This window comes from uncultured Rothia sp. (assembly GCF_963544205.1).
Taxonomy (GTDB): Bacteria; Actinomycetota; Actinomycetes; order Actinomycetales; family Micrococcaceae; genus Rothia.
Genome location: NZ_CAUUDY010000003.1, coordinates 1 through 21,796 on the forward strand (window position 1 = coordinate 1; position 21,796 = coordinate 21,796).

The 21,796-nt window shown below is 59.2% G+C and carries 19 protein-coding genes; 10 read left to right on the forward strand and 9 right to left on the reverse strand.

The genetic code is table 11. From position 1 onward, the window contains the following. Positions 1 to 95 precede the first annotated feature (95 nt). From RWZ58_RS02710 to RWZ58_RS02735, 6 genes are all read right to left on the reverse strand, one after another. Complete coding sequence (locus RWZ58_RS02710; RefSeq protein WP_314657221.1) at positions 96 to 590, reverse strand: hypothetical protein; 495 nt, start codon at positions 588 to 590, stop codon at positions 96 to 98. A gap of 126 nt (positions 591 to 716) precedes the next feature. Next, the gene (locus RWZ58_RS02715) at positions 717 to 1,490 is read right to left on the reverse strand and encodes an HAD family hydrolase (protein WP_314657222.1); all 774 of its coding nucleotides are present in this window, start codon (positions 1,488 to 1,490) and stop codon (positions 717 to 719) included. Positions 1,491 to 1,676: 186 nt separating this feature from the next. Next, the gene (locus RWZ58_RS02720; protein WP_314657224.1) at positions 1,677 to 2,531 is read right to left on the reverse strand and encodes a PTS mannose transporter subunit IID; all 855 of its coding nucleotides are present in this window, start codon (positions 2,529 to 2,531) and stop codon (positions 1,677 to 1,679) included. Between the two features lie 11 nt (positions 2,532 to 2,542). Continuing rightward, positions 2,543 to 3,412, reverse strand: coding sequence for a PTS mannose/fructose/sorbose transporter subunit IIC (locus tag RWZ58_RS02725; protein ID WP_005507993.1), 870 nt, complete (start codon positions 3,410 to 3,412; stop codon positions 2,543 to 2,545). Then, positions 3,409 to 4,389: a mannose/fructose/sorbose PTS transporter subunit IIA gene (locus RWZ58_RS02730; RefSeq protein WP_314657227.1), complete on the reverse strand. Its 981-nt coding sequence runs from the start codon at positions 4,387 to 4,389 to the stop codon at positions 3,409 to 3,411. Before RWZ58_RS02730 ends, RWZ58_RS02725 begins: the two co-directional genes overlap by 4 nt. A 714-nt stretch (positions 4,390 to 5,103) precedes the next feature. Beyond that, positions 5,104 to 5,976 (reverse strand): PRD domain-containing protein, encoded by an 873-nt coding sequence (locus RWZ58_RS02735; RefSeq protein WP_314657229.1) that lies wholly within the window; start codon positions 5,974 to 5,976, stop codon positions 5,104 to 5,106. A 259-nt stretch (positions 5,977 to 6,235) separates the two neighbouring features. On the opposite strand from RWZ58_RS02735, the gene RWZ58_RS02740 reads away from it, so the two are divergent. The 9 genes from RWZ58_RS02740 to RWZ58_RS02780 all read left to right on the forward strand — a co-directional run bounded on the left by RWZ58_RS02740 (position 6,236) and on the right by RWZ58_RS02780 (position 15,718). Then, on the forward strand, positions 6,236 to 6,979 hold the full coding sequence (locus RWZ58_RS02740) for a response regulator transcription factor (protein WP_005504149.1): 744 nt from the start codon (positions 6,236 to 6,238) through the stop codon (positions 6,977 to 6,979). A gap of 93 nt (positions 6,980 to 7,072) precedes the next feature. Further along, positions 7,073 to 8,737 (forward strand): HAMP domain-containing sensor histidine kinase, encoded by a 1,665-nt coding sequence (locus tag RWZ58_RS02745; RefSeq protein WP_314657231.1) that lies wholly within the window; start codon positions 7,073 to 7,075, stop codon positions 8,735 to 8,737. Between the two features lie 280 nt (positions 8,738 to 9,017). Further along, positions 9,018 to 9,719, forward strand: a complete 702-nt coding sequence (locus tag RWZ58_RS02750; protein WP_314657232.1) for a TetR/AcrR family transcriptional regulator — start codon at positions 9,018 to 9,020, stop codon at positions 9,717 to 9,719. Positions 9,720 to 9,917: 198 nt separating this feature from the next. After that, a complete protein-coding gene (locus RWZ58_RS02755; RefSeq protein WP_314657234.1) occupies positions 9,918 to 12,704 on the forward strand; it encodes an MMPL family transporter in 2,787 nt (928 codons plus the stop codon). 158 nt (positions 12,705 to 12,862) lie between these two features. After that, complete coding sequence (locus RWZ58_RS02760; protein ID WP_314657236.1) at positions 12,863 to 13,267, forward strand: CrcB family protein; 405 nt, start codon at positions 12,863 to 12,865, stop codon at positions 13,265 to 13,267. Beyond that, on the forward strand, positions 13,267 to 13,719 hold the full coding sequence (locus RWZ58_RS02765) for a CrcB family protein (protein ID WP_294627277.1): 453 nt from the start codon (positions 13,267 to 13,269) through the stop codon (positions 13,717 to 13,719). Before RWZ58_RS02760 ends, RWZ58_RS02765 begins: the two co-directional genes overlap by 1 nt. A gap of 223 nt (positions 13,720 to 13,942) precedes the next feature. Beyond that, positions 13,943 to 14,584, forward strand: coding sequence for a VanZ family protein (locus RWZ58_RS02770; RefSeq protein ID WP_314657239.1), 642 nt, complete (start codon positions 13,943 to 13,945; stop codon positions 14,582 to 14,584). A gap of 113 nt (positions 14,585 to 14,697) precedes the next feature. Beyond that, positions 14,698 to 15,243, forward strand: coding sequence for an ArsR family transcriptional regulator (locus RWZ58_RS02775; protein WP_314657241.1), 546 nt, complete (start codon positions 14,698 to 14,700; stop codon positions 15,241 to 15,243). A gap of 40 nt (positions 15,244 to 15,283) precedes the next feature. Then, a complete protein-coding gene (locus RWZ58_RS02780; protein WP_314657243.1) occupies positions 15,284 to 15,718 on the forward strand; it encodes a HEPN domain-containing protein in 435 nt (144 codons plus the stop codon). Between the two features lie 161 nt (positions 15,719 to 15,879). On the opposite strand, the gene RWZ58_RS02785 is transcribed toward RWZ58_RS02780, so the two are convergent. The 3 genes from RWZ58_RS02785 to RWZ58_RS02795 form a co-directional block, all read right to left on the reverse strand. Next, the gene (locus RWZ58_RS02785) at positions 15,880 to 16,887 is read right to left on the reverse strand and encodes an MIP/aquaporin family protein (protein WP_314657244.1); all 1,008 of its coding nucleotides are present in this window, start codon (positions 16,885 to 16,887) and stop codon (positions 15,880 to 15,882) included. A gap of 471 nt (positions 16,888 to 17,358) precedes the next feature. After that, a complete protein-coding gene (gene argE / locus RWZ58_RS02790; protein WP_314657245.1) occupies positions 17,359 to 18,588 on the reverse strand; it encodes an acetylornithine deacetylase in 1,230 nt (409 codons plus the stop codon). Between the two features lie 131 nt (positions 18,589 to 18,719). Continuing rightward, a complete protein-coding gene (locus tag RWZ58_RS02795; protein WP_049340082.1) occupies positions 18,720 to 19,262 on the reverse strand; it encodes a flavin reductase family protein in 543 nt (180 codons plus the stop codon). Between the two features lie 408 nt (positions 19,263 to 19,670). Between RWZ58_RS02795 and RWZ58_RS02800 the strand changes: the two genes are divergently transcribed. Further along, entirely contained in the window at positions 19,671 to 21,692 is a 2,022-nt protein-coding gene (locus RWZ58_RS02800; protein WP_070689887.1) for a DUF6541 family protein, read from the forward strand. The last annotated feature ends 104 nt before the right edge of the window (positions 21,693 to 21,796 follow it).

The window sequence follows — 21,796 nt, forward strand, 5'->3', positions numbered from 1 at the left end:
TGGAAGCTGTGTAAGGGTTACTATTTATAGCGTCCAAGTTTCGGGGCGCAGTTCATCTCTGAGGGGGTTTCTTTATGCCCGTGCGTTCAAAACGTTTAGTGTTGTGCACCCAGCTTCTGTGCCGCGAAATCCGCGTATTCCTGCACGTGCGCGCGAGCCTGCTTGGTCAGCGCCTTATTCTCCTCCAGGATGCGCGCCGACTGCGCCGCCATCAGCTCCAGGTACTGGCGGCCGCGGGTTTTCTTCCATGCAGTGCGTGCCGCCTCCAGCTCTGCAAAATCGTTGAGCGCCTGACGCTGCATCGTGTACCGCACCCACATAAGCACCAGAATCAGCACCAGCGGAATGAGGCACGCCCAGCTCTGCCACAGCCCGTACAGCGCCGCCGCAATAGCGCCCAGAATAATCAGTACCGGAGAAATCGAGACGATGGGGGAGTCCGGCTGGTTCTTCTGGTTCTTCACGAGCGATTCGCGCGCCATAGCGCGGAAGGTATCGGAGAAGCTGGACGGGTCGTAAGACTGGGCAGGCTCGGGCTGCTGGCTCTTTGCGGACTGGGGTTTGGAAGGCTTAGAGGAAGAGGGGCACATAGGAAACCTCATGGGGAGTATTGGGAAAGCGGTGTTTCACGTGAAACGGGGGAGTGGGCGGCGAGCACGCGCAAGAGAAAGCGGCTGGCAGGCGCGGCGCTCGCCGCGCCGCCGCCTCCGAAGCAGCTACAGGGAAGCCTCAATGAACTCGTACGCCTTATCCACGCAATCGGTGGTGACGGCCTTGACATCATCGGGGGAGTAGCTGAAAGACGCCGAACGGTCAGCGTAGCGGTGCATGTCGATGTCATTCCACGAGTCGCCAATCGTGTGCACCTCATAGGAGGTGCCCGGATGCTCGGACTGCAGGTACTCTACCAGGTGCTGCAGGCCGGTTCCCTTGGTGCAGGCGGGCGGCACGATATCCAGGAAGTCCTGGTTCTTGTGGCAGTCCACCGAATCGCCAAAACGCTCCAGAATCCAGGCGTACGCCGCCTCGCGGACCTGCGCATCCGGGATCCAGAGGGGTACGCCCACGTACTCGTGGTTCTGCAGGTCGCCAGCTTCCATGGGGGTAAACGCCGGCAGAATATTCGTCGAGGAGCCCACCCGGTCGCACAGGCTGTAATCGTTATCCAGGGTGGTTGCGAACAGAGCCACGCCGTCCACGGTGCTGAAATGCTCGTAGCACGCCTGCACAACACTCAGCGGAAGAGGCTGACGGTAAATCACCCGGTAATCCCGGTCGGTAATCACCGCACCCGTGTACAGCACGTGGTAATCAAAGCGGATGGCGGTCGGGTTCAACGCCAGCTGCGTGGCAAAAATGCTCTTACCGGTACAAGACACCGCCAGGTTACCCTCCGCCTGCCAGCGGGCAATCGCCTGCTCATTGGCAGGTTCCACGGCACGGTTAAACAGGATCGTGCCGTCCAAATCGAAAGCCATCAACTTGGTCATAAAAACTCCTTCACGGAAAAGGCCACATCGCCGCGAACTGCACGCCGCAGCCCACGAAAAACGCCCACGAAAAACGGGGGTGCCGCCGGTACTTCAAGTGTACCGACCGCACCCCCGCCACTTGAGATACAGCCCCTGAATCTCACGCCCTCATAGAAGGGTGAAAGGGCTCATCCCTCAGATTTTTTAGAGAGCCAGGAAGCCCAGGTACGAACCAAGGATACCCACGCCAAACAGAGCGAAAATCAACCAGATAGCGTTGACCTTCTTCTTCAGAAGCCACATGCACAGGAAGCACAGGGCCAGCGACGCAAGACCCGGCAGCAGGTCGTTCAGCACCGACTGAACGGTCACATCCACCATCGCGCCAGCCTGGTTCTTGTAGCTGGTCAGCGGTAACGGAATGTTCACGCTCGTCCAGCGGTACACCAGCGCACCCATCACGAACAGACCCATCACGGATGCACCCTGAGTGATCTTCTGCAGGGTGTTACCGCCAGCCTCAGTCACAATCTGGGTACCCTTCTCGTAACCGTACTTGAAGCCGTACCAGCGGGTTGCCCAACGAATCGCGGTCAGGCCGAAGAAGAACAGCAGCGGGCCCAGAATATTACCGGTCACCGCCAGGGATGCACCCAGAGCCGCCAGCACGATACGTGCGGTACCCCAGTAAATCGGGTCGCCCACACCAGCCAGCGGGCCCATCAGACCCACCTTCACATTGGTGATTGCTGCCTCGTCAATGTCCTTACCGGATGCCTTCTCACGCTCCATCGCAGCGGTCACACCCATAATCGAGGATGCAACCCACGGCTGGGTGTTGAAGAACTCCAGGTGGCGGGTCAGTGCCTCCGCCTGGTCTTCCTTCTTGGTGTAGAAGCGCTTGATGGCCGGAATCATAGAAACCGCGAAACCAATGGACTGCATACGCTCAAAGTTGAACGAACCGAGCAGGAAGGTGGAACGGATGTAGGTGTCGATCTTATCGCGCTGGGTGAGCTCGGGAACTTCAACGAGCTCGACGTTCTTGTTCTCAGTCATGATGATGCTCCTTACTCGAGCTCGTTATCGAGGTCGTTTGCTGCGGCTGCCGGTGCTGCGGCGGGTGCCTCGCTCTTATGGAAGAGCGGGTTCAGCTGGGTGTACAGCAGACCCAGGCAGGCGCCCACAATACCGATAGCAACCAGGTTGAACTGTGCCTGACCGGACAGGGTGGCGACGAGATCCTTCGCACCCTCGGTACCAGCAATCGAAATCGACTGGGTTGCCGGGATAGCAGCAGCGGCAATGAAGCCGAGGAAGAAGAAGGGCATGAGAGCCTTCGAACGCATCATGTTGATGACCATTGCGAAACCAACCACGGTAATCATGCCACCTGCGATACGCAGACCGGTGGTCACCTCGGCGGGAATCATGTCCAGCAGGCGGGTCAGCTCTTCGGAGCTAATCAGCGCCACAATAGCGGTCGGGATAGCCACGCGCAGACCCTGCAGAGCCATACCGCTAATGTGCATCAACTCAATACCGCGGAAGTTCGCCGTCTTCGCGAAATTATCAGCCTGATGCTGGAAGAACACCGTAATGGTACGAACGAAAATGGTCAGAACCTGACCTGCTGCCGCCAGCGGCACAGCAATCGCAATACCGGTGGTGATGTCCTGGTGACCCTGAATCACAACAACAGCGGAGATAGTGGACGCCAGAGCCGAGTCGGGAGCCATCGCCGCACCGACATTCATCCAGCCCAGTGCGATGAGCTCCAGTGCGCCACCGAGCATAATGCCGGTGGTCGGGTCACCCAGCGCGCAACCCATCAGGGTACAAGCGACCAGGGGGCGGTGGAACTGACGCTCGTCCACCACGGATGCGACGCCCGCAATGAACGCCACGAGAACAACGAGAATAAACGTCAGGGCGCTCATGCGTCCAGGCCTTTCTGCTTGAGGATTTTTGCCAGGTCAACCGGGGAATGGTTGGGCAGCTGCTGCACGGTCAGCTTCACACCGCGCTTAATGAGTTCGCGGTAGGCTTCCAGGTGCTCCTCGGAGGCGTACACTGCGTCCGAGAGCTGAACCATGCCGGTCTTGAAGGTGACGCCACCAACGTTCACTTCGTTGATCTTGACGCCTTCGTCGAGCAGTCGCACCACGTCAACGGGGGATTCTACGACGAACATGGTCTTCATACCGGTGTACTTGGGGTTGTTGTACACGCGGCCAGCCTTAGCGATGTCCAGGACATTGGTCTTCACGCTGGTCGGCGCGACCTGCAGCAGCAGGGACTTGCGCAGCTGATCGTGTGCCGCATTATCGGATGCCGCGATGAAGGTCTGCGGTGCGATATGCGGAACCCAGGTGCCTGCCACCTGACCGTGAATCAGGCGGGAGTCGATGCGGGTGAAGATAGCGTCCATGGTGCCGCCGGGAACCTGCTGAGCAGCCGGAACCTCGACCGCCTTGGTCTCTGCGGGCTTCGCTTCGGCGGGCTTGGCGGCTGCGGGCTGGTTCGCCTCCTGGAAGGAGCGAATACCCTTAGTGCCAGCCTTGTGCGCCTTAGCGACCAGGGACTTGAGGGTTGCGTTCTTACGGCCTGCGCCGGAGATGACCTCAATAAGCATCGGTACGTTGACACCGGAGACGACGTCGACGCCCTCGCGGGTGGCTGCGAACTGCGCACCGGCGTTGTAGGGGCTACCGCCGAAGAGGTCGACCAGCAGCAGGGTTTCCTCTGCTTCGGACGCCTCAACGATGCGGGTGTACTCTTCGACGAGATCTTCGGGGCCCTGACCCGGCAGGAACGTGACCGGGTGGACGTTTTCGAAGTTACCGAGGATCATGCCGGCGGTCTTCAGCAGAGCCGGAGCCGACTCGCCGTGTGCCGCCACAATGATAGTGACCATAGTGGTCCTCTCGTTTTCGTGACATGGTGTGTATAGGTCCCGTGAGGGGCCTCATAATTCTCAGATAGTAACACGTTGTTTTTGTGTTTTGTGGGTTTTTTCTGAGCATGCACACTTTAGGTTCTTGTGACATTTTTATCGGTGTTGGAATATGGGTTTTTGATGTCAAAACACGTATTTATTGCCAGGGTGTAAAAAATTTAAACAGAACACCGAAAAATGCTTGCCCGTGCGAAGGGGAATGCGTTACTCTCGCGAAAATTCGGGAATGTTGGCACTTTGCTGGTGGGCTGACGAGGTGTTTGATGTGGAATACATGGATCGCACGAGCGTGAGAAAATTATTTACAAAGAAAATACCGAACAAAAAAATGAGTGTGCGAATCAAAACATGTGGGATTAATAAAAAACCCACATTTGTCTGAGGTCTGTCCACAGAATGGTATTTCTGGAAGACGCCGCTATAAAGCGTCATTTCAAAATTTAAATCGACGCGCTAACGCGCGAAAGAAAACCCGGGAAAACGACATTTTAGTGACAGGTTGTATCTATAAATAGCGGCTCACCTTTAACGGCCACGTTCCGCCCGGCAGTGCTTCCCTAGACTCCTTGCTTTAGACTCTTCACTCGAAACCCTTACCGGAATTTCCTCACCGGGATTTCGGGCATAGAAAAAGCGACCGAGAACCCCCGGTCACTTCCTACAGAGCATACGCTACGCGTTAATGCCCCACATATCCCGCGCCAGGCGCGCAATATGAATCGTCAAATACGTCAACTCGTCACGAGTCAGGCTCTGCTTCAACTGCATCTGCAACACCAACAAAACCTTCTGTGCACACGCGTAGGCGCGCGGTGCATCCTCACGAAGAGCCGCCAACAGGCTCGGCTGCGACACCTCATCCTCAGCGTCCTCTGTGCGATTCGTGGAGGCGCGGCTCGCCCGCACAAACAGGTACCGCAGATGCGTCACAAAACGTGCCGCACTCATCGAATCCGGGTCGATCTTCTGCTCGTAGCTCGCCTCGATGATTTCAAAAACCTGCGCGAAAACCTCAGTCATGCGGAACGCCTGAGACATATCCGCCGTCGCAAATTGCGCATTGACCAGGTGCAACGCCAGGGGAATAGCCTCATTCGGATCCAGCTCAACCTGCAGGCGCTCGCGAACCATCGCCAAAACCTCGCGGCCGTACTCCACCTCGCGCGGGTAAAGAACAGTCACCTCCGGCGCCAGCGGATACTCCACCCGCACCCCATCACGCGCACGAACCACCGCATAATGCAGGTGATCAGCCAACGGAAGAATAAAAGAATTCGACAGCTCCAGCGCACCCTCGGCGCGAACCTTCGACTCCAGCTGCGTAGCAATCGACAGAATCTCCGCCGGAATCTCAGACAGCGTCATGCTCAGACGCTCACCCGACATGCCCTTCTCAGGCACAAAGGTCTGCTCCACCGCAGACGGGTCAATCAGCTGACCCTTACGCTTGCCAAAGGCAATGCCGCGACCAATCATCACGGACTCCTTGCCCAAATGATCCACCGTGAGGACAACATTATTGTTATAAATACGGCTAATGCGCATGTGTCCTCCTCTGCGGGTGTCGGGGCGCCTGTGTCGGGGTGGCACACTGAAACGATAAAAGGCGATTGAGTATCACCTAAGCTACTACAAATTTTACCGAAAGATTGAACCCGTATTGAAGGGTTAACGCGCGTGGTTGGGGTAATGGGCGGCGCGAAACTGTGCCCCAGCTGTGACGCGGGCAAGCATTCCATAAGTTTGCGGCTGAAAACCGGATCCCGCCCCACCGTGAACCCTAAATCGCGATACTCTTAACCACATGAGCAGTAAAGCAACCGAAATCGCCAAGAACCTTCCCGCACTCGAGCACCCGGACGGCAGCCCCATCCGCGCCCTCGTCGTCGACGACGAGGAAATGCTCAAGGAACTCGTCAGCATGGGTCTGAAAATGATCGGCTGGGATGTGCAGTCCGCCGGTGACGGCCCCTCCGCGCTCGCGATTGCCCGCGATTGGCGACCCGACGTGCTCGTGCTGGACATTATGATGCCCGGCTTCGACGGTCTGGAACTGCTCACCCGTATCCGTAAGTTCTACCCCGAGGTTCCCTGCCTCTTCCTGACCGCTAAGGACTCGGTCGACAACCGTATTGAGGGTCTTGCCGCCGGTGCGGATGACTACGTGACCAAGCCCTTTTCTATGGAAGAGGTCATGATTCGTCTGCACCGCCTGGTGCAGCGCTCCGGTGTCGCCGCCATTGATGATGCTGAGCTCGTTGTAGGCGACCTGGTGCTGAACCAGGACACCCGCGAGGTCACCCGCGGCGGCGAGCAAATCAACCTCACCGCAACCCAGTTCGACCTGCTACGCTACCTCATGGAAAACGCGAAGCGCGTGGTCTCCAAGAGTCAGATTCTCGACAATGTCTGGAACTACGATTTTGGTGGCCAGGCAAATATTGTGGAGCTGTACATCTCGTATCTGCGTAAGAAGATTGATGTGGGTCGCGAACCGATGATTCACACTGTGCGCGGTGCTGGTTACGTGCTGCGTCCCGCCGTATAGTTCTATTCTCTGCTCTTCATATGGCGCGGTATAACACCCGGTTATACCGCGCCATATCAGTTATATTCCGTATTTCGAATATAGAAAGAAAGGATGCTCGTGGGCTCCTACTCACCCAGTGAACCCGCCTCCTCGGATAACGAAGCAACCCGCCCCCTGCGCGCGGGTACTTCCGTGCGCGACGGATCCGTTCCCTCCCGCGGAAACTTCTTCGTGCGCCTACGCGCCGCTTGGAAGAGCATGAGGAACCCCGAAGCATCCCCCGAAGAACTGGGCTACGTACCCCACCTGCGTTCGCGCCTCATCGCAATCCTCGTGGCAGCCCTCGGCATTGCCTGCCTCATTATCGGCCTGTCCACCTATGTGACCCTGCAGAACTCCCTCTACCAGCAGGCGCAAAGCGACCTCAAAGAAACCAGTCACCGCGTGGTGCAGCCCTCATCTCGAACCGGCAAAAAAGAAGAGGTGGACTGTGATGATCTGCAGAAGAGCAGCTCCCTCTTTGCACCCGGTCAGGCGTCCGGAACCATCATCACCTGTGTGGAATCCGAAGGTGCCGTAGAAATCGCCAGCAAGCTTGCCAGCGACGGCACTATACAAAGCCTCTCCGCCAATGACCAGGTAACCCTCGGAACCATGGCGCTGAACGCCACCAAAGAAGAAGTCCGAGAGATCAAACTGGAATCCGGTCTGTACCTCGTGAAAATCACCCCGAAGGCTAGTAATACCGCCGACGCGCAGGTGGTCGGTATCCCGCTCGCCAACGTGCAGCAGACCCTCACCATTTTCGTGATTGTGGTGTCCCTCGGATCCATAGCCGTAATGGTCGGCGCCGGTGTGGCTGGCTCCTACATTATTCGCGGCACCATGAAGCCGTTGGAACGAGTCTCCGCGGTGGCGACCGACGTGGCGCACCTGGACCTGGAAGAACACACCATCTCATCGGCGGTGCGAGTGGAGCCGCGTGACTCCGACCCGCGTACCGAAGTGGGCGCGGTCGGCTACGCCCTCAACCAGCTGCTCGATAACGTGAACTCCGCCCTCGAAGTGCGCGAACGCACCGAGCATCAGATTCGCGCCTTCATCGCGGACGCATCCCACGAGCTGCGCACGCCCCTCGCCGCCATTAAGGGCTACTCCGATATGCTCCGCTGGACCGAACCGCTCAGTGAGTCCGGCCAGTCCTCCCTGGCGCGTATCGACTCGCAGACTGAACGCATGTCCCGCCTCGTGGAAGACCTGCTGACCCTCGCCCGCCTCGACGAGGGACGCGAACCCAAGCTGGAGCAGGTTGACCTGACCGAGCTGGTACTCGAATGTACCTCCGATATGCAGGCGGCAGCCCGCACCCACGAGTGGCACCTGAACCTGCCCGATGAGCCCGTCGAAGTGGTGGCGGATCGCTCCCAGATTCAGCGCGTGATTCTGAACCTGCTCTCGAACGCCCGCAAGCACACCGATGAGGGCACACGCGTGACCGCGGGCCTGTCGGTGGATGCGGCACGTCGCGAGGCTGTGGTCACCGTGACCGATAACGGCCCGGGTATTGCGCCCGAATTCCTGCCGAAGATTTTTGACCGCTTCACTCGCGCCGATAAGGCGCGCTCCGGCTCGGATGGAACCACCGGCCTGGGCTTGGCGATTGTGCAGGCAATCGTGCAGGCGCACGGTGGTTCGATTCAGGTGCAGAGTCAGCCGGGTCATACGGTCTTTACGGTGCGCCTGCCGCTGGATGCGCGTCTTCAGCCGGCTGCCTAGTCCGGCGTCTGATCAGCCGGTCTGGTTTGCTACCTGGTCCGCGTGCGTCCACTCTGTGAATGGCTGCTTGAGGGGGAGTGAGGTGTGCTGTGTGTGCACTCTGCTCCCCTTTGTGGTGCTTTTGCGGCTTTATGGTGGGTTGACGTGCAAAAACACTAAATTGCTTGTTGAGTAAACATTAAATCTGCACTTCAAGTTTATTGCCTGGAGTGCAAATATGTGGTCAATCTAACCCCAAAATAGTTACCCCCGGTGAAACAATGCGCGTATTGTAAAAAACATGGCTAATCTTGTTGAATCCCCCGCAAATATCACGGACAAGCGCTCCGCCCGCAAGGCGGAGAACCGCATCGCAATCGTTGAGGCAGCAGAAGCCCTCATCCTCGAGGGCGGCTACGGCGCCCTCAATGCAGAAGCACTCGCAGAACGCGCCGGCGTCTCCCGCCGCACCATCTTTAACCACTTCGCCTCCGTAGACGACGTGCTGGTCACCCGCATGAACCAGTACTTCAACCGCATCTTCGAAGAATGCGACTTTACCGTTTCCGGCGAAAACGCAAGCATGGAAGCTGAAATGCTCTCCATCGCCCGCAATGTCTTCATGAGCAACACCCTCGAAGAGTACATCGCACCCTTCGCACACCTGCTCTACGCCCTCGAAATGGACAGCCCCGCGAAGTTCGAGGAATACTCGCACGTCATCCTCGAGCGCACCTACGACATCTTCCTCGAGCGATACCTCGAGGCATACCCCGACCTGCCCTACCTGCGCGTGGCAGTCTTCGCCTCCAACCTCTCCGAAACCATCGGTGAAGGCGTCTACTACTACCTCACCCGCGCCGAAGAAGTAACCGCCAAGGTCGCAGCGGAAGCCCCCGAAGACACCCACCCCGAAGCACTCGCCATCGAAGCAATGCGCCAGTGCGTACTCGAGGCACTCGACTACCTGGGCCGCCTGGTCCAGGGCGAATTCGCAAGCTAAGCCCCATAGCATTCACGCTCAAAAACTCTCGCTTCGGGCACCTCATCTGCAGGTGCCCGAAGCGGGGTGTTTTTGCCCAAAAACAGGGGCGTCACCTCAGCATGCGGGTGGCAAAACAGGGCAACCACCGTATTCACACGCACCCAACGCACCAAACGCACCAAACTCTTCACTCACTCAACTTCAAAGGAATAATTCATGGCTACATGGCTCTACCGCATCGGTGAAGCCGCCGCCCGCCGTGCCTGGGCTGTCATCCTCACCTGGGTACTCATCATTGCAGGTGTAGCGGGTGCCTACACCGCGTTCCACGGCAAGCTCAGCAACACCTTCACCATGCCCGGAACGCAAACCCAGCAGCTCTCCGACGAGCTCGCCCAGCGCTTCCCGAGCGCCAACCGCGGCTCCGGCCAGATCCTTCTCACCACCGGTGACGGCACCGCCCTCACCGAAGAGCAGAAGCAGGCATTCTCCGCCACGCTGAATAAGCTCACCGCCGAGGTGCCCTCCGTGGATGCGGTCACCGACCCGTTCACCACCACCTCCAAGCTTGCCGAGGCGAAAAACCAGCTCGACGAGGCGCACGCCAAAATCGAGGCCGCTCCCGCCCAAATTGAGGACGGCAAAAAGCAGTTGAGTGCCGCCGCATCCCAGATTGAAGAGGGCACCAAGCAGATTGCCGAGAACGAGAAGAAGCTCGACGACTCGCAGGAGCAGATTACCGCTGGTCGAAAGCAGCTGGACGAGGCGCAGAAGCAGCTCGATGACGCACAGGCACAGCTGAAGGGCGGCTACGCCCAGGCGGAGGCGGCAGGCTCACCCGCCGAGATGATCGAGCAGCTCAACGCCCAGCAGGCGCAGCTGACCGAACAGCAGAACGCCCTCAACCAGCAGCGCGACACCCTCGCCGAGAGCCAGAAGCAGGTCGATGCGGGCCGCGCAGAGATTGCTTCCAAGAAGGACGAACTGGCTGAAGGCAAGAAGAAGCTGGACGAGCAGCGCAACCAGCTGCAGAAGACCGAAAGTGAGCTGCCCGCACAGCGTGAGCAGCTGGAGCGTCAGCAGAAGCTGTACGACTTCACCGCAGGCTACCGTATGGTCTCTGAGGATCAGTCCACGGCGATTGCGACCGTGTCGTTCAAGAAGAAGATTTTTGAGGTTCCCTCCGCCGACCTGCAGAAGGTCATGTCCGATATCGAGTTGGCGAACCTGCACGGGGCGACCGTCCAGTTCGACGCGAACCTGAGCGAATCCGCGCTCGGCGGCGGCTCGCACACCGGTGAGGTTGCGGGTATGGTTATCGCCTTCATCGTGCTGATGGTCATGCTCGGCACCTTCGTGGCTGCCGGCCTGCCGATTCTGATGTCCCTGGTGGGCGTGGTGGTGGGTGTGCTCGGCACGCTCTCGCTGTCTTCCATCATTCAGATGAGCTCCACCGCCTACACCCTGGGCCTGATGCTTGGCCTGGCGGTCGGTATCGACTACTCGCTGTTCATCCTGAACCGCTACCGCACGAACCTGCTCGACGGCATGCCGAAGGTCCAGGCGATTGCCCTGGCGAACGGCACGAGCGGTAATGCCGTGATTTTTGCGGCAAGCACCGTGATTATTGCGCTGGTTGCGCTGAATGTGACCGGTATTCCCTTCCTGGGCGTGATGGGTAACGCCGCCGCGTTCTGCGTGGTGGTTGCCGCCCTGATTGCGGTGACTCTCACCCCTGCGGTGCTGTCCCTGGCGGGTGCCAAAATCATGCCGAAGAAGCTGTGGGCTTCCATCGATACTCCAAAGAAGATTGAGGAGCGCCGCGCGCAGGATGCCGAGCGCACCGAGAAGCCGAACGGCTGGTTGCGTCTCGTGCTGGCGCGTCCGCTGCTGACCCTGGTGGTCGGTACTGTGGCGCTGCTGGTGGTTGCTGCACCCATGTCGCAGATGCGCCTGGGTCTGCCGGATGCCTCGAACTACCCTTCCGATAGCGCCGCGTATAAGTCGTACGCACTGATTAAGGACAAGTTCGGTGAGGGTATGAGCGCCCCGCTGGTTGCGGTTGCGCATACTCCCGCGAATATGAGCGAGGAGCAGGCTCAGCAGGTGCAGATTGATATCGCCTCCGCGGTGAAGGAGCGCGGCGGCGCGAATGTGCAGGCTGTGGTTCCCGGCGGTATGACAGATGACCGTACCCTCATGATTTTCCAGGTGATTCCTGCGCACAGTGCAAGCTCCGTGGAGACCGAAGAGCTCGTCCATAAGCTGCGCGCCGTAACCGTTCCGGTTCAAGGCTCTGAGGTGTCTCTCGGCATTGCGGGCCAGACCAGCGGCAATATTGATGTCTCCGAGGTGCTCGCGCAGAAGCTACCCCTGTACCTGGGCGTGGTGATGGGCCTGTCCTTCCTTGTGCTGATCCTGGTGTTCCGCTCGATTATGGTTCCGCTGGTTGCCTCGGTGGGCTTCCTCTTCTCGGTGCTGGCAAGCTTCGGTGCCGTGGTGTCCATCTACCAGCTGGGCTTCATGAGTTCCCTCTTCGGCGTGGACCACCCGGGCCCGGTGCTGTCCTTCCTGCCGACCCTGCTCATCGGTATTCTCTTCGGCCTTGCCATGGATTACCAGATGTTCCTGGTGACCGGCATGCGTGAAGCATACGTGCACGGTAAGGACGCGGCGACCGCCATTGTGAGTGGCTATAACCACGCGGTGCGCGTGGTGGTGGCTGCCGCGATCATCATGATTTCGGTGTTTGGCGGCTTCATCTTCGCTGAATCGACCATGATTCGCCCGATGGGCTTCGGCCTGGCGTTCGGTGTGCTCGTGGATGCGTTCATCGTGCGCATGACGCTGACCCCGGCGATTATGGCTCTGCTGGGCGATAAGGCGTGGTGGATGCCGAAGTGGCTGGACCGCCTCACCCCGAATATGGATGTTGAGGGTGCCGCGCTGAGCGAGAAGATTCAGCACGAGCGCGAGTCTGCCGCCGATTCGGGTAACAGCTAAAGCCTGGGTAACCGCTAAAGTATTAGTGTGCGTTTGTGCGCTGTTATAGCGCACTTTGAAGACTAATACTGAAGACCAATACGAGACGAAAGGGCAGGTGCACGGTGATGAGAAACCGCGCGAGTATCCGGCAGAGGATAGGAGGCGTTCTGAACCGTGTGCCTGCCCCTTTTCTTGTCTTTTTGGGCGGCGGCACGGGTGCGCTGTGCCGCGTGTACACCCCCGGCGGCGTGCTGGTGGCGAACCTGCTGGGTTCGTTCACGCTGGGCCTGCTGACGATGGTGTGGAACGCCTACGCGCGCCGTGACGGCGAGGAGCAGATTCACTCGTTCCGCCTGCTGTTCGGTGCGGGTATGATGGGCGGCTACACGACGTATTCGTCGATTGCTGCGGTACTGGCGCAGACGATTTTCCTGCCGTACACGGTGCACGGCGGGTATATGGTGCTGGCGATTCTGGTGCTGCTCGTGGGTGGTTTGGTTGCCGCCGCAGCCGGCATGCTGACCGGCCGTTTTGTGGCGTCCCGCCTGGTGCCCGCCCGTGATGCTGAGGAGGACCGCTAATGTTTTTCGCTCTGATGGTGTTCCTCTGCGGCGGTCTGGGTGCGATGACCCGCTTCTTCCTCGATAAGGCGATGTCGCCTCGCCTGCGCACGGAGTCGTCGATTATTAGCCCGGTGTTCGTCATTAACCTGGTGGGTTCGTTCCTGTACGGTCTGCTGATTTTGCCGGTATCGAATCCTCGCGCGCTGGGCGTGCACTATAACGCCACGGATCAGGTGGCGTTCTGGTGCACGGTGATTACGACCGGCCTGCTGGGTGGTTTTACGACCTTCTCGACCGCCATGGTGGAGGCGTTGACCGCCCGCGCTGAGGGCAAGATGGTGAAGTTCCTGATGCTCTGGCTGGTGCAGGTTGTGGGTGCGATGGTGGCTGCGATTGCGGGCGCGTTCCTGTTTGTGCTGTTGTTTGGTCGGTATATTGCGCCGGTGTTCCCGCCGGATGTTCTGTACTGACGGTATCGGCTGTAGCGGTTTGCGTGGCGTGCCGGGTGCTGTACAGGTTTTTCACAGTTTCGCCTAGGGTGAGCCATAGAGCTGTCTTTTACACTGGTGGTGAACGATATGCGGCGGGCATGAACAGACACCCGCTATATACCACCGGAAATATATGTAAGGACAGACATATGTTCAGGTGGGAAGCATATAACTCACTCTCACGACTTAAGGAACACACAGCATGCAGGAACTACTGAACAAACACATGATTGGCACCTTTGCCATCGAGATTGCGGCGCTCACCGTGGCGCTCTCCATCATCGGCTTCATTGGCATGCGACTGCGCGCCAAGAAGACCGGCCGAGCACACAGCATCCGCCAGTACCTGCTGACTGCATCCTTCGCACTGTTCCTTGCGTCGATTCTTTCGCTGACGCTGACCCCGATTGGTAGCGCGAATAGTGTCACGAACCCCGAACTCTACTACCCGCGCTTCTATGTGGGCTGGAGCTGGCAGCAGGCGTGGGACCTGACGGCTGGCATGGGTCTGCGCCGCTTCTTCACCACCGTGTACGCGCAGCTCTTCTTCAATATCGCGATGTTCATTCCGCTGGGCTTCTTTACTGCGGGCTGCCTGCGCTGGGGTCTGCGCGCTACTGCGCTGAGTGGCTTTGCGCTTTCGAGCTTCATTGAGCTGAGCCAGCTGACCGGTAACTGGGGTCTGGCGGGCTTCACCTACCGTACTTTCGACGTGGATGACATTGTGAATAACACTGCCGGCGCGGTCCTGGGTGCGGTCTGCATCTGGGTGGTGCGCGCGATTCAGAAGCGCCGCCTCGCTAAGCATGATCGGGTGCTGGCAATGGCATCCGCCGCGGTCTAGAACCCCTCCAAATTGGCAGACGTTTTCATAACATGATTGATATAATTCATGTTATGAAAACGTCTGCTCCTAGTCTCCTTCCTATCTTGCGTAGTGACCTGCAGGGTGAAGTGATGGCATTGCTGTTCTCTCACCCTGAGCAGCAGTACACGGTGTCGCAGATTGCTGATGCGACACGTGCATCGTTGCCGACTGTCTCCCGAGAGGTGAACCGTCTGGAACAGTCCGGCTTGGTGACCGTCCAGAATGTTGGCAGGACCCGTATGGTGCAAGCCAAGGTTGATAATCCGGTGGGCCAGGCGATGCGTCAGTTGATCCTGGTAACTTATGGCCCCGTTCCGGTGCTCCGGGATACTTTGCAGGGTGTTTCCAATATTGAGGGTGCCGCTATTTATGGCTCGTGGGCTAGCCGTCGTTCTGGGGTGGCTGGGCACGTGCCGAACGATATTGATGTGCTGGTTGTTGGCTCCCCTTCACGTCAGAAGCTGTATGAGGCTATTGATGATGCTGAGCAGAAGCTTGGCTATGAGGTGAACGTAAAGCGGCTATCTCCTGAGGCTTGGAATTCGCAGGATGGTTTCGTGCAGACTGTGCGGTCGCGCCCGATGGAGGTTCTCTTTGGGCAGTTGGAGGTGAATGATGTCGACGCTGAAGCCTAATGCCCCGACTCCTGGTCCTTGGACTGTTGGTCGGGAGCGCATGCTTGAGCTGATTAATGCCGGTGAGTTGGAATGGGTCGCTGTAAATCGTGAGCATGCTCAAGGTCTGTTGTTGCGTGCTCGCCGGCATCTAAAGACGGCGCATCGTCTGGTGGTTGATGATCCGGAAGGTGCCTATACGCTCCTCTATGATGCTTCGAGATTGGCGATGACTGCCGCCTTGGCGGTGCAGGGTCTGCGGCCGACTACTCGGGGAGGTCATATTGTGGTGGGTGATGCGTTGCGTGCTCAGCGAGGCCCTCATGATGTGGTGGGTAAGCTGTATTCTCGCTTGCGTCGAACTCGCCATGAGGTTGAGTATCCCGGTTTGGATTATGAGCCTATAGCTGTGGAAGAAGCTGAAGAGGCTTTGGAAGATGCAGAGTATATCGTTCAGGAGATGACTCTTTTTGTACCTAAGCTAGGACCTTTCTAGACTGTATTTCTTTTCGGCACCCCTGAATGAACCTCCTTCCGTGAGGTAGACGCAACGAACCCCTCATTTTCAGAACCTGAACAACATAAGTCAGGTTATGAAAATGAGGGGTTCGCCGTTTTTAGATGAAACCCTAGACAGGGGAGCCTAGATGAGAAGAGCTACTCGCCGTCGGTCACGCGGTTCACGACGCGGGTGCTACGGTTCTCCTTCACCTCTTCGGGCAGCAGGACCGGCATGGAACCGGTCGGGGTGTAGGTCGCTGCGCGTGCCGCCGCGGTAGCGTGGGTGTCCTCAAACTCGGGGACAACCTCGGAGCTAGGTGCGCGGTACAGGTGGCTGTTAGCCCACCACGCGAATAGCAGAACCACAACCGCCAGAGCGCTGGAAACGAACAGCCACGGGCTGACCTGACCCTCGTAGTAGAGCTTGAAGAACGCGCCACCCATGAAACCGCCAGCAATCGGGCCGCAGATCGGAACCCAGGCGTAGAACCAGCGCGAGGAACCCTTATCGTGGATGGGCAGCAGGGCGTGCATGAGGCGCGGACCGAAGTCACGGGCGGGGTTCAGCGCGTAGCCGGTCTGACCACCCAGACCGATGACGAGCACGGCGACCATGAAGCCGAAGGCGAGGGGCTTGAGCACGTCGTTGAGGTTGAGCGAGAGCTCCACGCCACCGCTGATGGTCGGCTTGAAATTCACTCCGGTGTACAGTGCCGAGAAGACCAGCATGAACGTGCCAATCATTTCGGAGAGGGCGTTGGTGAAGTAGTTGTGAATGGCGGGGACGGTGCCGAAGATGCCGAGCTTAATCTTCTTGTCGGCGGTTGCCTTCCAGTGGGGCAGGTAGTTGAGGTAGACCAGTCCGGCGCCGACCATCGCGCCGAGGACCTGGGCGATGATGTAGCCGGGGACCTTCTCCCAGGGGAATTCGCCGAAGGCAGCCAGGCCGATGGACACGGCGGGGTTCAGATGGCCGCCGGAGTAGGCGTGGGAGGCATAGACGCCGAAGGTGACGGCGAAGCCCCAGCCGAAGGCGATGGTGAAGAAGTTGTCGCCGTGGCCTTTGGAGCGGCGGAGTTCGACGTTGGCGATGACGCCGCAGCCGATGGTGCACATGATGAGCGTGCCGAGGAATTCGGCGAGGTAGGGGCTGATGGTGTACACGGGGTGTCCTTCAGGTAGTGAACTGCGGGTGGTGAACCGGGGTTCGACCGGGTGTGCAGTGCCGAGCGTGAGGGAGGTGTGGTTTTGTGTGGGTTATGTCGCCTGGGTGGCGTGTTTAACCTTTGGCATCTATGGAACCTTGAATACCCCTGGAAGACAATACTTTTGTGTTATTTCACCCTTAGACATAAGCGGTTTTTCGGGTTTTTCGTTTAAAAATAAATGTGGTGGACGAGGGGAAAAACGGGCATAGTCCACACCTTGGACTCATTCCATAAACCCATACTTAAACCCACAGCTCAACCCACAGGTAAATCCATGGCTCAACCAACACTTGAACCCCCACCTTCACTACCCGCCATCAGCACAAAAAATGCCCGGGCACCGTTGAAGGTGCCCGGGCATTTTCTGTAATTTTCGTGCGGCTCTCATGAGCCGCAGTGAGCTGAGTTTTATGCCGCTACACGGCTGCTACTTGGCGCTCGCCCAGTCGAGAATCGCCTCGAAGAAGCGCTCACATTCGCTCAGCTGCTCCAGCTCAATCCACTCGTTCGGGGAGTGCGCCTGCGCAATATCGCCGGGGCCGCAGATGATGCTCTGCACGCCGGCGCGCTGGAACTGGCCCGCTTCGGTGCCGTAGGTGACCTTCTGCGGTGCGTCGTTGGTGCCGAGCCACTCGTGGGCGAGGCGCACGATGGGCGCGTCGTCTTCGGTACCGAGGCCAGGTACGGCGGCGAGCAGTTCGTGCTTCACGCCCACGCGGGAGGTGAGGCTACCGGGCTCCGCGCCGGTGAGCTTTTCGGCGCGTGCGGCGCGTGCCTGCAAGTCGGGCAGGATGACCTCGGAAAGTTCGCGGTCAATGCGCTCGACGAAGAACTCGGTGGTCACCTGCGGCAGGGTGCGCACATCGTACTCTACGACCGCCTGCTCGGCGACGATGTTGTACTGCAGGCCGCCGTTTGCCAGGTTCACGCTGCCGGTGGAGTGGGGAATGATGAACGACTCGTCGAAGGGGCCTTCTTCTTCCCACTGGTCCGCCATGTCGGTGAAGAAGGTGATGAACTCGCCAGCGGCAGCAACCGCGTTCACGCCATGGGTGGCGAGGGAGCCGTGCTTGGGCACGCCGGTGAAGGTGACGCGGCCGCGGTGCGCGCCCTTGTGCGCGTCGATGATGCGCATGCTGGAGGGTTCACCCACAATCGCGTAGTCGGGGGCGAGGTCGCGCGCTACGAACTCCTCGATGAGGGAGGGGGCGCCGACGCAGCCGATTTCCTCGTCGTAGGAGAACGCGAAGTGCAGGGGAGCGCGCAACTTCGCCTCCGCAACGCGCGGCAGCAGCCAGAGCGCCACGGCGATAAAGCCCTTCATATCACAGACGCCGCGGCCGTAGGCGCGGGTACCCTCCACGCGCAGGGTGAAGGGGTCGGCGTCCCAGTCCTGACCGGCAACGGGCACAACGTCCGTGTGGCCGGAGAGAATAACACCGCCGCGGGTGGTGCCGTCCGCGGCGGGGACGGTAATGAAGAGGTTGGCGCGGGTGCCGTCCTCGTTGTAGGTGCGCACGCCGCTGTAGCCGTAGCGGGCGAACTCGGCCTCGATGAGCTCAATGAGTTCGAGGTTGGAGCTGCCGGAGATGGTGGGAATCGCGATGAGCTTTTCGAGCCAGGGGAGGGATGCGGGCTGGGTAGTCTGAGCCGTCATAACTATTCCTTCTGCGTTGTGATGCTGTGCGCTGTCATGTGTCGCGTGCGCTGTTATGTTCAGGGTACGCCGCGGGGCGGCATTCGTCGCCTCATGGTCGTCGAATACCGCCCCGTGACCCCTGCGCGGGGTTAGATGCTGTAGTTGTTCACGTTGGAGTGGTCACCCAGCGCGTGGAAGTTGCGCGAGTGGTAGACCAGCGGGGTGCCTTCGCAGTCGTTGCGGATGAACTCTTCAACCTGCGCGGTGAAGACGAGTGCGGGGCCTGCCTCAACGCGGCTGAGCGGGGTTGCGCGCAGTACGCGGCGCACGCCGTGGACGAGGGGCTCACCGGTGTGGACGAATTCCCAGGTGCTGGGGTCTTCGAAGCGGGGGTAGTCGTGGGTTGCGAAGTTCTTCGCGAGGGTGACATTCTCAGCGTCGAGCATGTGCACGAGGAAGGAGGAGGCAGCCGCGATCTTTGCTGCGGAGCCGCTGTTTGCCTTGAGGGAGAAGGCGATGATGGGCGGTTCTGCGGCGACGGAGGTCAGCGAGGAGGCGGTGAAGCCTGCGGGTTCGCCGTTTTCGTCGGTGGCGGTGATGATGGCGACGCCGGCGGGCTGGTGTCCGAAGGCGAGCTTGAACTGCTCGGAGGTGTCGGCGATGGGTGCCTGTGCTGCAATGGTTTCGGTCATGATCGACCCTTTCTTCTGCGGCTGCGTTTGAGGGTTCGTCCAGATGTGTATGCGTTGGGCGACCCTTTAGTTAAGGGGAGATATGTTTCAGGGTAAAGCTAATGGGTGCTGAACACCTTATTTATTGCCCTATGTTTCTTAGGTGCACCTTTCATGACGCGGGGCGCGAAATATTACGTCATATTCTTCGCCGTTTGGGGGCTTCCCGGAGGTGTTCTGCGGGATGTTCCATGGGGCACCCCGTGAAAGGTTCGGAACGCTTGGTTTTGGGTGCTGTCCCTCTCTCTTCCGCGGGGTTTCGCGGGGGTGAAGAGGGCTCTAAGGTATCCTTGCTTGGTACGCGAAAGCGCACCGACCCCCGTATTTGAGGGGTTTTCCGGTGCGTGAACTGTGGGGAGAAGAGGGTTAATGAGCTGGTTGGCAACTATTCCGCTGCTACTTTTTGCGGTCGTGTTGGCTTTTGGCCCCGGCTATGCAATGGGCTGGGCGCTGCGTGTTCCCGCACGTCTGCGCGTTTTTTATGCGCCGCTGCTGTCCTTCGCTTTGGTGGCTGTTTCCGCGATTGTGCTGGGTAAGACCGGTGTTCCGTGGAGCCTGATTTCTTTCGTGCCGGTTGGCGCCGTGCTGGTGGCTGCCGCCGCGGGTGTGATGCACCTGGTGGGCCGCCGCTGGCCCTCCGCCCTACCCGACGCCTCCAGCGAGGCCGCAGAGAACTGGGCGGGTAATACCGTGCCCCTCGCCTGGCCCGTAATCGGCGCGGTGCTGGGCGGTTTCTTGACCCTGCACGCAACCCAGCATATGGTCTTTGGGCCCGAGGCGTTCTCGCAGACCCTCGATAACTCATTCCATATGAACGCGATTCGCTGGATTCAGGAGCACGGCGACGCCTCCAGCCTGACTCTGGGTGCAATTGCCGCCGCGAATCAAGAACCTACTTTTTATCCTGCCGGCTGGCACGACTTCGTGTACCTGATTTACAGCACGACCGGCACGAGCATCGCTACGGCAACCATCGTCATGATTCTGCTGGCGGCAGGCATTATCTGGCCTTGCTCCCTGATTGCTATGTGCTTGAGCATTCCGCACCTGCGCCCCCTGCAGGCGCTCGCCATTCCGGCTCTGACTTGCGGTTTCTTTGCGTTCCCGGGTCTGCTGCTGTTCTGGGGTGTGCTGTTCCCGAACCTTCTGGGTTATGCCCTGCTGCCCGCGTTCGTGGCGCTACTGCTACACATGATTCAGCTCATGGCGCGCCGTGAGTACTCCTTCGTGCTGTCCCTGTCGCTGACGATTCTGGTGGGCCTGGGCGGTTTGGCTCTGGTGCATCCGAACGCGGTGGTTTCTGCCGCAGTGTTTGCTGTGCCCATGCTTCTGGGTGGCGTGGTGCAGGTGCTGCGCACCCGCGGCGGATCCACTCGTGAGCGTCTGGTGGGTACCGGCGTTCTGGTCGCTCTCATCGCCGGATGTGTCACTATCTGGTTGGCGTTGCGTCCGAGTGAGGAAGCCAGCGACCTGTGGACCGCTATCATGAGCGAGGGCGAGGCGGTCTACCAGTTCCTGTTCCTGGGCCTGGAGAACGCAAACCCGCTAGGTGGTAATTTTGCGCCCGCATATCTGCTGGGCTTCTTGGCGCTGTGGGGTGTTGGCTACCTGCTGTACAAGCGCCGTAACCTGTGGCTGATTGGTAGCTGGATGCTGGTCGGCTACATGTGGATCATTGCGGCTTCGGTGCCGCGTGGCGACTTCCGCCTGCTGATGGTGGCTCCCTGGTACACTGACCACTTCCGCCTGGCTGCTCTGGTGGTGTTCCCTGCAGTGCTGCTCGCTGGTATCGGCCTGGGCGGCGCCGCGGAGGGCATCTTCGTGCGCATCATGCACGCTATTCCGCGTGAGAAGCACGCGAAGGTTGCCCCGGCAATGATGGGTGTCTCCATGGTGCTGGTGCTCGCGGTTGCGGGCCTGTCCTCGCGTACCCCGGCGATGCACGACGCAACTCTGCAAGTGGCGGATAGGTACAAGGTGACCCCGACCTCCGACATCCTGAACCAGGATGAGATGAACGTCATTAACGAAATCCCGAAGATCGTGCCCAAGGGCGACACCATCGTCAATAACCCCTGGGACGGTAGCGCCTACATTTACGCGCTGGCTGACCGCCACCTGACCAGCTACCACTTCGAGTTCCAGACCTCCCCGAAGTACGCGGCAATCCTGAATGATTTGAAGGATGCCCGCACGAACCCGGAAGTCTGCCGCGAAGTGAACGAGTACAAGGCTCACTGGTATGTTCACCTGGAGAACCAGGGCAATTTCGGTCCTACTCAGCAGAAGAACTATGACGGCATGGTGGCTGCTATTGATACGGATGTTCTGACCCCCGTGTACTCCTCGGGTCCGATGACTCTGTACCGTATTAGCGCCTGCGATAACTAGAAGGTACGCGAGCACCCCTCATAAAGCGTATGTATCTCAGAGAATAAATGGTGCAGTCTACAATCTGTCGCCAAATCTGAGATGCCGCGGAACCACTGATATGA

Bases quoted from the DNA above. Each gene is read 5' to 3' on its own strand.
- RWZ58_RS02710 (WP_314657221.1), bottom strand. From the start codon at position 590: ATGTGCCCCTCTTCCTCTAAGCCTTCCAAACCCCAGTCCGCAAAGAGC.
- RWZ58_RS02745 (WP_314657231.1), top strand. From the start codon at position 7,073: ATGCTCGTGGGCTCCTACTCACCCAGTGAACCCGCCTCCTCGGATAAC.
- RWZ58_RS02795 (WP_049340082.1), bottom strand. From the start codon at position 19,262: ATGACCGAAACCATTGCAGCACAGGCACCCATCGCCGACACCTCCGAG.
- RWZ58_RS02715 (WP_314657222.1), bottom strand. From the start codon at position 1,490: ATGACCAAGTTGATGGCTTTCGATTTGGACGGCACGATCCTGTTTAAC.
- RWZ58_RS02780 (WP_314657243.1), top strand. From the start codon at position 15,284: ATGCTTGAGCTGATTAATGCCGGTGAGTTGGAATGGGTCGCTGTAAAT.
- RWZ58_RS02800 (WP_070689887.1), top strand. From the start codon at position 19,671: ATGAGCTGGTTGGCAACTATTCCGCTGCTACTTTTTGCGGTCGTGTTG.
- RWZ58_RS02750 (WP_314657232.1), top strand. From the start codon at position 9,018: ATGGCTAATCTTGTTGAATCCCCCGCAAATATCACGGACAAGCGCTCC.
- argE (WP_314657245.1), bottom strand. From the start codon at position 18,588: ATGACGGCTCAGACTACCCAGCCCGCATCCCTCCCCTGGCTCGAAAAG.
- RWZ58_RS02735 (WP_314657229.1), bottom strand. From the start codon at position 5,976: ATGCGCATTAGCCGTATTTATAACAATAATGTTGTCCTCACGGTGGAT.
- RWZ58_RS02770 (WP_314657239.1), top strand. From the start codon at position 13,943: ATGCAGGAACTACTGAACAAACACATGATTGGCACCTTTGCCATCGAG.
- RWZ58_RS02765 (WP_294627277.1), top strand. From the start codon at position 13,267: ATGTTTTTCGCTCTGATGGTGTTCCTCTGCGGCGGTCTGGGTGCGATG.
- RWZ58_RS02730 (WP_314657227.1), bottom strand. From the start codon at position 4,389: ATGGTCACTATCATTGTGGCGGCACACGGCGAGTCGGCTCCGGCTCTG.
- RWZ58_RS02720 (WP_314657224.1), bottom strand. From the start codon at position 2,531: ATGACTGAGAACAAGAACGTCGAGCTCGTTGAAGTTCCCGAGCTCACC.
- RWZ58_RS02755 (WP_314657234.1), top strand. From the start codon at position 9,918: ATGGCTACATGGCTCTACCGCATCGGTGAAGCCGCCGCCCGCCGTGCC.
- RWZ58_RS02775 (WP_314657241.1), top strand. From the start codon at position 14,698: ATGGCATTGCTGTTCTCTCACCCTGAGCAGCAGTACACGGTGTCGCAG.
- RWZ58_RS02725 (WP_005507993.1), bottom strand. From the start codon at position 3,412: ATGAGCGCCCTGACGTTTATTCTCGTTGTTCTCGTGGCGTTCATTGCG.
- RWZ58_RS02740 (WP_005504149.1), top strand. From the start codon at position 6,236: ATGAGCAGTAAAGCAACCGAAATCGCCAAGAACCTTCCCGCACTCGAG.